This is a genomic window from Polyangium jinanense, from assembly GCF_028435265.1.
GTDB lineage: Bacteria > Myxococcota_A > Polyangia > Polyangiales > Polyangiaceae > Polyangium > Polyangium jinanense.
Genome location: NZ_JAGTJK010000116.1, coordinates 1 through 11,943, shown reverse-complemented (window position 1 = coordinate 11,943; position 11,943 = coordinate 1). Strand labels below are relative to the sequence as shown.

General features: G+C 70.5%; 5 protein-coding genes and 2 pseudogenes. 3 read left to right on the top strand and 4 right to left on the bottom strand.

The window, feature by feature from the left end; translation table 11 throughout:
• Nucleotides 1–387: 387 nt before the first annotated feature.
• Nucleotides 388–2,928: an MYXO-CTERM sorting domain-containing protein gene (locus tag KEG38_RS54030; protein WP_272428985.1), complete on the bottom strand. Its 2,541-nt coding sequence runs from the start codon at nt 2,926–2,928 to the stop codon at nt 388–390.
• Nucleotides 2,929–3,148: 220 nt separating this feature from the next.
• Between KEG38_RS54030 and KEG38_RS54025 the strand changes: the two genes are divergently transcribed.
• Both KEG38_RS54025 and KEG38_RS54020 read left to right on the top strand, forming a co-directional pair.
• Nucleotides 3,149–3,415, top strand: coding sequence for a hypothetical protein (locus KEG38_RS54025; RefSeq protein WP_272428987.1), 267 nt, complete (start codon nt 3,149–3,151; stop codon nt 3,413–3,415).
• A gap of 356 nt (nt 3,416–3,771) precedes the next feature.
• Nucleotides 3,772–3,936, top strand: a pseudogene (locus KEG38_RS54020) (RNA recognition motif domain-containing protein); the annotation flags it as partial.
• A gap of 384 nt (nt 3,937–4,320) precedes the next feature.
• Here KEG38_RS54020 and KEG38_RS54015 read toward each other — a convergent pair.
• From KEG38_RS54015 to KEG38_RS54005, 3 genes are all read right to left on the bottom strand, one after another.
• Nucleotides 4,321–6,573: a DUF4215 domain-containing protein gene (locus KEG38_RS54015; protein WP_272428983.1), complete on the bottom strand. Its 2,253-nt coding sequence runs from the start codon at nt 6,571–6,573 to the stop codon at nt 4,321–4,323.
• A 98-nt stretch (nt 6,574–6,671) separates the two neighbouring features.
• The gene (locus KEG38_RS54010; protein ID WP_272428981.1) at nt 6,672–9,251 is read right to left on the bottom strand and encodes an ATP-binding protein; all 2,580 of its coding nucleotides are present in this window, start codon (nt 9,249–9,251) and stop codon (nt 6,672–6,674) included.
• A 37-nt stretch (nt 9,252–9,288) separates the two neighbouring features.
• Nucleotides 9,289–9,426, bottom strand: coding sequence for a hypothetical protein (locus KEG38_RS54005; RefSeq protein ID WP_272428979.1), 138 nt, complete (start codon nt 9,424–9,426; stop codon nt 9,289–9,291).
• Between the two features lie 93 nt (nt 9,427–9,519).
• Here KEG38_RS54005 and KEG38_RS54000 point away from each other — a divergent pair.
• A pseudogene (locus tag KEG38_RS54000) lies at nt 9,520–11,943 on the top strand (hypothetical protein); the annotation flags it as partial.

The window sequence follows — 11,943 nt, the reverse complement described above, 5'->3', positions numbered from 1 at the left end:
CCTTCGCGCACGGAGCGCAACATCGATCCGGGAGGTCCCCGGGACCTGCGCGAACGGAGTGCAACATCGATCCGGGAGGTCCCGGGACCTGCGTGGACGGGTTCCCACACCGATCCGGGAGGTCCCGGGACCTGCGGGAACGGGGTCGAAGACCGATGACGGAGGCCGAGGGACCTGCACGCGCGGCGGAGAGGGGGTGAAAGACGCTGCGATGAACTGCGCACCGCGCAGTTCATCGTCCTGGGTCCAGCCCCTGGCTGGTCCGGGTGCAGGGGCGGACAGCCCCTGCTGGGGCCTGGGGCAACGCCCCAGCGCAGCGCCTCCCAGATGAGACCCATGCTCAGGAGGGGTGATCGCGGGCGGAGGACGAGGCCGGTTCGTGGAGATTTACGCGCGCCGGACGCGCCGTCGCCATGCGAAGAGGAGCCCGAGCGTCAGCACCGTCAGCGCGGACGCGCTCCCTGTTCGCGGCGCCGTCCGGCACCCACAGCCGCCGTCCTCGGAGGTGCCGCCGCCGCCCGTGCCGGTGGCATTGGCCCCGCCCGCGCCGCCCATGCCGCCTGCGCCGCCTGCGCCGCCTGCGCCGCCCATGCCGCCTGCACCGCCTGCGCCGCCTGCGCCGCCGGCACCGCCCGCGCCGCCCATGCCGCCTGCGCCGCCTGCGCCGCCTGCACCGCCTGCGCCGCCCACGCCGCCTGCACCGCCCGCGCCGCCTGCGCCGCCTGCGCCGCCCATGCAGGCGCCGCCTTCGCACGTGCCGGTTGCGCAGGGGGTACCATCAGGTGCGGAGCCGTCCGCCGGGCAGTTCACGCTTTGCCCGTCACAGGACTCGGCCACGTCGCATGCGCCAGCCAGAGCGCGGCAAACCGTGTCAACCGGAAGCGGCGCGCAAATCCCGTCCACCGCCGCGCCTGCGGCCACGCTGCATGCCTGGCAATCTCCCATCGCGCCTCCGCCGCATGCCGTGGCGCAGCAGACCCCATCCACGCAGAAGCCGCTCGCGCATTCTGCGCCGGTCGTGCAGGGACTGCCCTGGCTCGCCAGCGGCGGGACGAAAACGTAGGCCGAGCCCCTGTTGGCGTCATAAGGGGCCGCCACGAGCGCCGTGTCTCCCGAGAGCGCGACCGAAGAGCCGAACTCGTCCCCGGCCGACCCGTCGTTCGCCACGAGCTTCGCCTGCTGGGTCCAGGCGCCGCCGCTCTGCACGAACACGTAGGCCGAGCCGGAGGCCTCGCCGGTGAGTCCGTACGGCATCCCCACGAGCGCCGTGTCTCCCGAGAGCGCGACCGAATAGCCGAACTCGTCGTAATCCGACCCGTCATTCGCCACGAGCTTCGCCTGCTGGGTCCAGGCGCCGCCGCTCTGCGCGAACACGTAGGCCGAGCCGGAACCCGAACCCTGGTCGTCATCCTGCGACGCCCCGATGAGCGCCATGTCCCCCGAGAGCGCAACCGAAATGCCGAAATGATCGGCCGCCGCCCCGTCGTCCGCCACGAGCTTCGCCTGCTCTGCCCAGGCGCCGCCGCTCTGCACGAACACGTAGGTCGAGCCGGAACCCAAGCCCTTGTCGTCGTCGTAAGGCACCCCCACGAGGGCCATGTTCCCCGAGAGCGCGACCGAGGTGCCGAAACCGTCTTGTGCCGCCCCGTCGTTCGCCAGAAGCGTCGCTTGCTGGGTCCAGATTCCACCGCTCCGCACGAACACATGGGCCGAGCCCGTGCCATCGTCGTAAGGCGCACCCACGAGCGCGATGTCACCCGAGAGCGCGACCGAAGTGCCGCTACCGTCGTCCGCAGCCGCGTCGTTCGCCACGAGCTTCGCCTGCTGGGACCAGACGCCGCCGCTGCGTACGAACACGTAGGCCGAGCCGGCGCGCGCGTCGTCGCTCCGCGCACCCACGAGCGCCGTGTCGCCCGAGAGAGCGACCGCCGAGCCGAACTCGTCGCCGAACGCCCCGTCGTTCGCCAGGAGCTTCGCCTGCTGGGTCCAGACGCCACCGCTGCGTACGAACACATAGGCCGAGCCGGCCTGGAAGCCCTTGTCGTCATCTCGGTACGCCCCCATGAGCGCCGTGTCTCCCGAGAGCGCGACCGAATAGCCGAAGATGTCGTCCGAAGCCGCGTCGCCCGCCACGAGCTTCGCCTGCTGGGTCATGATCAGCGGGTCGATCTCCACCGGATACACCGCCCCCGCATCATCCACATGGATCGCGACCCTCCCTGGCTCGAGCGAGAGCCAGGCCCCAAGCTCCTTGCCCGCAGCGTCCTTCACGTACAGGTCCGCGTACCGCAGCGCCGTGTGCCCCTCCGCATCCCGTAGCGCGAGGGCGTCCCCGCGACCGTCGCCATCCTCGTCCACGAGCGCCGCCTGCAATGTCCCCGCGAGCTCGATGCGCACGATCTTCGTCCCGGCGCACGCAGGGGCTTCCCGAAGGACGAATCCCTGCTCGAGCCCCAATGGCCCGTTCACGTACCATTCCTCCAGGCCACCGCGCACCTGACGGATCCGGTTGCCCTCCCGCGTGAGCTCCGCCGCGCCGAGCTCCGCCACCTGGCCCTCGCAGCCCAGGGCCCCGGTGTGCATCCCGAACGTCCACGCCCCGTCGTGTGATGCAAGGGATACCTCCGCGCCGTCGAACGTGGTCACGAACGCTTGCGCCTCGTTGTCCGCGCGCATGAGCCCAGACGCGAGCGCCACGGCGGCATAACGCGTGGATGCTTCCCGCTGCACGGACGCGATGTAGGCCGCACGCAGGTCCTTCGGCGTCGGCCTGGAGGCCCCCGGCGCCGCCTGCAGAGGTGCGCTCGCCGGCACGTCCACGCTCTCGCCGGGCGCGGCCTCGGCGCCGCAAGCGACCACCATGGCGGCCATGGCCGCGCCGAGAATGCGGTGCAGCCACGGCCCGAAGCTTCGTCGTTCACGGTTCATGGAAAGCTATCTCCTTTTCGTTTGCGCGTCGGCGTGGCGCCCCCGAGGACGTGCGCTCCTCGCGCCTTCGCTTGCGCGGGCTCTCGTCCCAGGTGCGCTCTGGCATGCACGCCGCGCGGACCGGATCGTAGAGCGGGATCTCGGCCGTCGACGCTTTCCCCCTGTTCGCGTTCACCATTCCCGGCGAGAGGCCGGCGCAGAACCCGGCTCCGCGAGGAAAATGCCCCAGCAGCGGCGCGCGCAGGCGCTCGTCGCCGCGGCGCGCGAGGCCTCTGTTCGCATTTCGGAGAACGGGTGGTCGCGGCAAGCGGGTGGATGCGATCGGGGGGCGCCGCGATTCGTCGTGCGCGAGGTCGAGGAGCTCCTCTGCTGCGGGATCATCGAATACGGCTTCATGCGCGTGGAATGTGATCGAGCGGTCGCGTTTTCGTGCAAGCGACGTGGATTCTGCAGGGGCGCGGGCCCGGCTGCATTGGGTGTGTTGTGAAGCCCTCGACACACTGCCCGCGCTCTTCCGTCTCGCCCGCCTGCTCGGGCGAACGCACGCCGCTCTGGATGATCTTGGGCGACGAGCATCTTTCACCTTGCCAAAGGTCGGCCGACGAGGTAAGTAATCGGCCGACACGCAAACGTTTCTGGCTCGCTCTCGGCACGTCGCTCCTCTTCCAGAATGCGGCTCGCTCGGAAGACTGGATGACGCAAACGTGCGCCGCGGCGAGCGACGTTCCCAAGTTGGGTGCTTCGCGCGTCTCAGCACACCCCGTTCGCCTTTGATGCGGCTTCTTCGAACGGTCGGTGTGATGGCGTCCTCCTGGACGCTTTGAGAAGCCACAGGAAAACCCCATGGGAAATCGTCTCTACGTCGGAAACCTCTCGTACAACACCACCCAGGCCTCGCTCGAGAGCGCCTTTGCCGCGGCCGGCACGGTTCGCGAGGTCGCGATGCCGATCGATCGCGAGACCGGGCAACCCCGCGGCTTCGCCTTCGTCACGATGGGGAACGCGCACGAGGCCCTCAACGCGATCTCTCAGCTCAACGGGCTCATGCTCGACGGGCGCGCGCTCAAGGTCAACGAGGCGCAAGAGCGTCCCCCGCGCACGGGCGGCGGCGGTGGCGGCGGCTACGGCGGTGGTGGTGGCGGCTACGGCGGCGGCGGTGGTCGCGGTGGTCGCGGCGGCGGCCGTTACTTATCTAAAATGCATCACGGGCGGCGCGGGCCACAGCAGCTCGCAAGAGCAGCCGCGGCCCGCGCCGTTTTCCATGTCTGCGGCTCGAGGATCCCTGAGGGTCCCGTCATGCTGCACTCGCGCATGGCCGCTCAACCTCTACGGGAACGGAAGCGGGGGCGGTCACGGAGACGCACCCCCGGATCCCGCGCGGTTCTCAAGACGTCACTGGAAAGTCGCCTCGAGGCTGAAGGGCCCCCCCTTGCTCGGCGAAGCCGTGTCGACGACGACGGTCACCTCTTTCCCCGCGGTGAGAGGCAATGCGATGTCCTCAGCGCTCTCCGGGGGCCAGCCGTAATTCGAGCACGAGAGGAGCTTGGCCTCCGTCGCCGTCCCGCAGCCGTCGAGCACGTAGACGGCATAATTCGCATTCGTCTCGTCGAGGTGCAGCGTCAGCGTCCCGTCCTTCGGCGCGACATAGCGGTACGTCACCTCGCCGCCGGTGGTGAACGTGCAATACCCGTCGGTGTTGTTCAAATTCGGCGCGCTCGCCGTGTCGCCGACGTTGGGCGACGACGTGGAGAGCATCGGGAGACCTGCGCAGACCGTGGGCCAGTCGGGGCTCAGGCAATCGGCCGAGCAGAAGCCATCGCCCTGCATCGTATTGCCGTCATCGCAGACCTCGGGCCCGACGGCGACGCCATCGCCGCAGACCGCCGGCGTGAAACTCGCGCGCAGCGTGAACGGCCCCGCGTCCTTCATCGTATTGCCACGAACGACGAGCATCACGGGACCATTCGGCTTCGTTGCGAAATCGAAATCGAGCTCCTCGGTGGCCGCGGACGTGCTCTTGCAGGCGAGCTCGCTGCCGCTCGGATCGGCGCAATCGCCGAGCAGGAGCAGATCGAGGTCCTCGTTCGACGTGAGGTCGAAGGAGAGCCGGCCCGGCCCCGGGACGTCGAAGGTGAACGTCTTCGAGGGCACGACGATGTAGAGCTCGCAGCTCCCGCCATACCCGGTGGGCGCGCCTTCCGTCGTGCTCTGGATGTCGACGTCGAGCGCGAGCGGCTCGGCGACGTTGCAGAGCACGTCGAACTCGGCCACGTCGCAGTCGCCCGAGCATCCGTCGCCCGACGCGGTGTTGCCGTCGTCGCAGATCTCGTTGAGCGGGTCGAGCACGCCGTCGCCGCAGACCGGGATCGTCCAGCAAATGCCGACGTCCGTGTTGGAGAAGATGCCCGCGCAGTACTCGCCCGCCGGGCAGTCGCCGTCGGGCATGCGGCAGATGTGCTCGCAATGCTCGATCGGCTCCTCGGGGTAGAGGCTCAGGCAGAGGCCGCGGAACGCCTCGCCGTCGGAGCCGCAGCTCCGATACGGCACCCAGCTCGGCTGGCACGCGCCGTCGATCGGCGCCGGATCGCCGCTCGCGGGCGAAAGGCACACGTTCGACATACCGCACACACGTCCCTCGGGGCATCCGGGATCCGGCGTGAGCCACGCGCAGGTCTTCTCGCACGTGGCGGGCACGCCCGCGCACAGGCTGCCCGTCTCGCAGCCCGTGGAGATGTCGGGCTCGCTGCACGCCTCGCCGGGCGCGCCTTTGCCCGTCGGCCGGCAGACGCCGTAGTTCTGGACGGGGTCGGTCGCGATGCACTCGGCATCCGCGGGGCAGGCGCCCGAGGTGAACGGCGTGCACGCCTTGTAACAAGCCCCGATCGAGTTCTCGCTGGGCACCTGCGCGAGGCACAGCTCGCCGTCGGGGCACACGACGTCATACGTGAAGAGACACTCGTAGGGCGCGCAGGTGTTCGTCTTGGGCGAGCAGACCTGACGCTGGGTGTTGCCGCAGTCCTCGGCCTTCTCGCACGGGATACCGTCGACGGGTGTCGTGTCGAACGACCACGAGGGGATCACGAAGCAGCCGCCCTCCGGCACGGGCTCCCACGTGCCGTCTTCCTTCCGCGTGACCTCGGAGAGCGTGACGTTCGTGATCTTGCCGGCGGCGATGCTCGGATCGTTCGGATCGAGCTTCGTGAGCTCGATCGTGCCGCCCGTCTGGAAGAATGTGCGCGTCGGCATCTCGCTGGAGTCCGGCGTGATCACGGTGACGCAGTGCTGGCAGCTCCCGTAGTGGTCGTTCGGCGCCGCCGCGAGATCGAAGGTGCCCGTCGCGAGCGGAGGCAAGTCCGGGGTCGTCCACTCGTTGTAGATCTCGAGGACGGCCTGCGTGCGGTACGCGTCGGGAGCCGCGGGCGAGACGTCGGCCGCCACGGAGAAGTAGGCGTCCGTGAAGCGGTAGATCTGCGTGAGCGAGACGTCGAGCGTAGGGCAGCCGCCCTGCCCGCCCGAGCCGCCCGCGCCGCCCGCACCGCCCGAGCCGCCGGTGCTGTTGTCCGGCGGGGCCGGGACGTCCTCCGAGCACCCCGCGAGGAGCGCCATTCCACATCCGATCGTGGCGAAAATAAGCTTGCGAATCATGGTCATGACCTCGTCGTTAAGCCTGCACGAGGAAGATGGCCCTGACGCGCGGGGTCTCGGGTTGAAAGTTTGTTGAAAGGCCTCGTTCCAGCAGAAAATCAGCTCAAGACGACCGGGATCTCCGGCGAAAGGAGGTACCCGCCCGCCTTCTGCTGGATCACGCCCTGCAGGCCCAGGCGACGTAGCGTGGCCACGGCGGCGTAGACGCGCTCGGTGCCGGCGGAGGCAAGGATCCGTTCGCCAGGCCAACCCGCCTCGACGAGCGCCGCGACCGTGGCGGCCTCGCCGGGGCGCTCCTCTCGTTGCCGCAAAAGGGCCCGCAGCACGCCGCGGAGGGCCTTGCGTCGCTCGAGCGGGATGGATGCGTCGCTGCCAGGCGCGCGGAACCAGCTCCCGTCACGCGCGATGAGGAGCGGAGGCGCGGTGCGCGGCGCCGGGACCGGGCTGCGTAAACGCAGGGCGAGGCGCACCTCCGAGCACGAGGCAAACGCGGCAGGAGGCTCGTCGCCGAGCAGCACGCGCACCGCGGCGAGGAACATCGGCTTGGGGTACGCGGAGAGCGACGCTTCGGCGCGCCGGTAGAGCATCGCCGCGTCGCCGGCCGCGCCGCGCCGCGCCGCGACCACGCCCTGAGCGGCGAGGATCACGCCCTCGTATTCGCCGCAGTTCTCGCGCGCGAGGGGCAACGCGGTGCGCAAGTGCTTGGCGGCGGCGGAGAGCTCACCCGCCTCGATGAGCGCGGTCGCGAACTGGTAGAAGGCGACGGCCTGGGCGCGCCGCACGCCGGCCGCGTCGAGGCGGGCCAAGGCGTCGGAGTACAGCGTGAGCGCCGCGGGCAGATCGCCCGTCTCCTGCTTGCAGCGCGCAAGGTACGAGAGCGTGATCCCCTCCCAATGCGGCGAGCCGATGCGCGTGAGGGCTTCGAGCGCATCGCCGAGGAGGCGCGATGCCTCGTCGAAATCACCCGCAGCGAGCAGGATCACCCCGAGCGCGAGGCGCGCCGTGGCCGAGGCGCTCTCGTCGCCGGCACGATCGGTCTCCGCGATGCTCTGACGAAAGAGCGGGATCGCACGGTCGTACTCGTCGGTTCCGCCGAAGCTGTTCGCCAGCATCGCGAGCAGCCGCGCGCGGAGCCTCGGCTCGGCGCACGCCTCGAGCGCGCGCTCGAAGAACGCACGCGCGCGCCCCCAGTCCCCGACGCCCGCCACCGTGTTGCCGAGGCCCGCGAACGCCTCGGCGAGCAGCGTGTGGTCGCCGATCGACGCGCCGATCCCGCGCGCCCGCTCGAGGTCGGCCGCCGACTCCGGCAGCCGGCCGAGGAAGCGGCGGACCGTGCCACGCGAAAGGAGCGCGCGCCCCACGAGCGCAGGCGACGCGCCTTCGCCCTCGTCGTCGCCCAGCGCGCCGCCGAGCAGCTCCTCGACGGTGATGTAGGGCAGTCCGGACGCGGGCGCGGCGAGCACGAGGGCCGCGCGGAGCGCGAGGTCGGCCCCCAAAAGCCCGCGGCGATGGACGATCGCGGTGAGGTTCTCCCGCTCGCGTTCGAGGGCGCGGCGCGAGCCGGCATCGGTGCAGCCGACGAGTCGCTCGCCGAGGCCCACGTAGTAGCGGGCATGCCGCTCGGCCGCGCGCGCCGCGCCCCCTCCCCTCTGCGCGAGCTCGCTCTCGGCGAACTCGCGGATGCAGATCAAGAGATCGTAGCGGCGCTCGTGGGGATCCTGATCGACCGTCAGCATCGACTGGTCGAGCAGCGATTCGAGCAGGTCGAGCGGCCACGGGCCGCCTTCCTCGCCGAGCACGGCGTCGGCGGCGTCGAGGGAAAAGCCGCCGCGGAACACGGAGCTCGCGAGGAACGCCTCCTGCTCCGGCGGGGCGAGCATCACGTAGGACATCTCGATGCTCTCGCGGAGGTTCGCCCGGGCGATCGTCCCGTCGGGCCGCCGGAGCATGCGGAAGCGCTGGGAGAGGCGCGCGAGCACCTGCTTCGGCGCGAGCACGCGGAAGCGCGACGCCGCGAGCTCGAGCGCGAGGGGCAGGCCATCGAGCTCGCGGGCGAGCTCTTCCATCGTCGCGCGGTCTTCCTGCGGATCAAACGACCCGCCCGCGAAGGCCGAGCCCCGCGCCACGAGCAGCTCCGCCGCTTCGGACCACGGCTCGCCCGAGCGGCGCTCGGTCGAGAGCGGCGCAAGGCTGAGGGTCGTGGCAGGCGCGCCGGCGAGGCGCCGCCTCGACGTGACGAGCACGCGCGCCCCCGGGCCCTCGCCCTCGAACCACGCCGCGAGCGCCGCGTCGGCCGAAGCGGGGAGCTGCTCGAAGTTGTCGAGCACGAGGAGCATGGCGTCGTCCGAAAAGACCCGCTCTCGCACGCGCCGCGCGAGCTCGTCCGGGGAGATGTCGAGCGGTACCGGCACGCCGAGGGAGCGCGCGACCTGGAAGAGGAAAGCGCTGAGCGAAGCTGCTTCCGTGAGGTCGCAGAACCGGAGCACGGAGAGGCGCGGCGACCGCTTCGCGAACTCCGTGGCGAGCCGGGTCTTGCCGACGCCCGGCGGCCCGATGAGCTCGACGAGGCGACCCCGCGCGAGCGCCTCGGCGATCTTTTCCAGGGCGCTCTCCCGTCCGACGAATCGGCTGGCGCCTCCGTCCCGAGATGTTCGCGTCTTTTCGGGCCGCGGCGGCATGCGAATCCGAGCGTAGCGCGAACGGCCCTGGACGTCCCTACGCCTCGGCCACGCCCTGCCCGAGGGGGGACGTGGACGAGCGCACGCTCGGCACCGCCCGCGCACGGCCCGCGCCGAATCGAGCAATGGCCGCGTATTCGTTGCCATGGGACGATTGCATCTCGACGAGCAGCATTGCAATCGATATAGGGTCCGCTACCCTTCGCGCCGCGGCGGCGGCTCTCGGACGTCGGGCACGCGGTCGATACACGAACCAAGAGAAAATGCAATGAAAGACGAGCGAAGGCATTCTCTTCGATGGCGCTGCTCCATCCTCGCCCTGGGCGTCGGCGCTGCCACGGCCGCGTGCGGCGGCGAGCCGGCCCCCGAAGGCAAAACGTCGAGCCTCCTCGAGCCGCCCTCGGGCGGCAGCGCATCGACGATATCGAAGGAGCTCTGCGCGGCGTACATCGAGTCCACGCAGCGCGGGGCGTCGCCGCGATATGCTGCGGAATCGCCGTCCCCCGGCGTCGTGCGCGCGGACAACGAGGCGCAAGGTTTCTCGACGGTGCTCGACCGCCGAGGCGTGTCGGTGACGTCGCGGGACGGTGGCTTCATGTTGTCGATGCGCGCGACGGGGCTCGGATGCGAATCCGCCGTGCAAACGCTCGGCGAGGCCCTGCCCGAGGCGGAGGGGAACCGCGTGCATTATGACCGACCGGGCCTCGACGAGTGGTATCTGAATGGCCCCCTCGGGCTCGAGCAGGGGTTCACGCTGGCGCGGGCGCCCTCCTGCACGGGGACGAAGGTCGTCACGCTCGAGCTCGGCGGCGATCTGCATCCTTCCCTCGTGGACGAGGACCGCGATGGACGCGCGGACGCGCTCGCGCTCCTCGACGGCGCGGGCGGCCAGGCGCTCACGTATTCGGATCTGTATGCGAAAGATGCGACGGGCAGAGCGCTTCCGGCGTGGCTCTCGATCGAGGACGGGCGCGTCGCCATTCACGTCGACGACGCGGCGGCCGTGTATCCGGTCGTCATCGATCCGCTGATCACGCAGCAGACGAAGCTCGTGGCTGGCGACGGCGCCGCGGGCGACTTTTTTGGCCTCGCGGTCGCGCTCTCGGGGGACACCGCGCTCGTGGGAGCGCCCTGGGACAGCGACAAGGGGTATGCCTCGGGCGCCGTGTACGTCTACGTGCGGACGGGCGGCGTCTGGATGCAGCAGGCCAAGCTCGTTCCGGACGACGGCATCGGCGGGGACCGGTTCGGCTATGCGGTCGCGCTCTCCGGGGATCGGGCGCTCGTCGGGGCGCCGTACAGCAACCTGATCGGCGGCTCGGCGTACGTGTTCATGCGAAGTGGCGTGGTCTGGACGCAGCAGGCGAAGCTCGTGGCGAATGGCGCGACGGGGGCCGACCTCTTCGGAAAATCGGTCGCGATCGACGGGACCACCGCGGTGATCGGCGCGGACAACGACAACCCGATGGGCCCGTATTCGGGCTCGGCCTACGTCTTCGTGCACGATGGCATCTGGACGCAGCAAGCGAAGCTCGCAGCGGCCGACGGCCATGACTACGCCGCGTTTGGCTTTTCGGTCGCCGTGTCCGGGGAAACCGCGCTCATCGGGGCCGAAAATGACAACGGGAAGGCCAACAAGGCAGGCGCGGCCTATGTGTTCGTGCGAAGCGGCACCACATGGACCCAGCAAAAGAAGCTCGTGGCGGCGGATGGCACCGAGAGCGACAAGTTCGGCCATGCGGTGGCGCTCTCGTCGGACACGGCGCTCATCGGCGCGTCCGGGGACGATGCGCTGGCGAGCTACGCCGGCTCGGCGTACGTGTTCGAGCGGAGCGGCGGGACGTGGGACCAGCAAGCGAAGCTCCAGGCGAGCGATGGGAACAACAATGATCAGGTCGGCTGGTCTGTCGCCCTCGATGGGGACAAGGCGCTGCTCGGCGCGGCGGTCGGGGACGCCCAGGCCACGGGCTCCGGGGCGGCCTACCTCTTCGTGCGAAGCGGCTTGACCTGGACCGAGCAGGCGAAGCTCGTGGCGAGCGACGGGGCAGCGGACGACCGCCTCGGTACTTCGGTCGGTCTTTCGGGGGGCACGGCAATCGCCGGGGCGTTTCAGGACGACGACAAGGGGGCCGACTCCGGCGCCGCGTACATGTTCGACGTCCGGACCGTCCAGGGGGGTTCTTGCGCGACGGCCGCCGATTGCGCGACCGGATTCTGCGTCGACGGCGTCTGCTGCAACGAGGCCTGCGGCGGCGGTGCCGCGAACGATTGCCAGGCGTGTAGCAAGGCGGCGGGCGCGACGGTCGATGGAACCTGCGCGCCCCTCGCGGCGGGTACGTCGTGCCGAGCGAGCGCAGGTGTGTGCGATGTCGCCGAGAGCTGCGACGGCGTCGCGAAGGATTGTCCGATGGACGCGAAGATCGCGACGGGCACCGAATGCCACGCCTCCTCCGGCGAGTGCGACGTGGCGGAGACTTGTGATGGCGCCACGAACGATTGTCCTGCCGATGCCATCGCTGCGGATGGCACGGTATGCAGCGGTGGGACGTGCTCCGCTGGCGTGTGCATGAGCGGAAGTGGCGGCGCGGGCGGCAGCGGCGGCATGGGCGGCAGCGGCGGCGCGGGCGGCAGCGGCGGCAGCGGCGGCGCGGGCGGCAGCGGCGGTAGCGGCGGCGCGGCCGGCAGCGGTGGC

Coding starts and splice junctions, on each gene's coding strand:
- KEG38_RS54010 (WP_272428981.1), bottom strand. CDS start 9,251: ATGCCGCCGCGGCCCGAAAAGACGCGAACATCTCGGGACGGAGGCGCC.
- KEG38_RS54015 (WP_272428983.1), bottom strand. CDS start 6,573: ATGATTCGCAAGCTTATTTTCGCCACGATCGGATGTGGAATGGCGCTC.
- KEG38_RS54005 (WP_272428979.1), bottom strand. CDS start 9,426: ATGCTGCTCGTCGAGATGCAATCGTCCCATGGCAACGAATACGCGGCC.
- KEG38_RS54030 (WP_272428985.1), bottom strand. CDS start 2,928: ATGAACCGTGAACGACGAAGCTTCGGGCCGTGGCTGCACCGCATTCTC.
- KEG38_RS54025 (WP_272428987.1), top strand. CDS start 3,149: ATGCCCCAGCAGCGGCGCGCGCAGGCGCTCGTCGCCGCGGCGCGCGAG.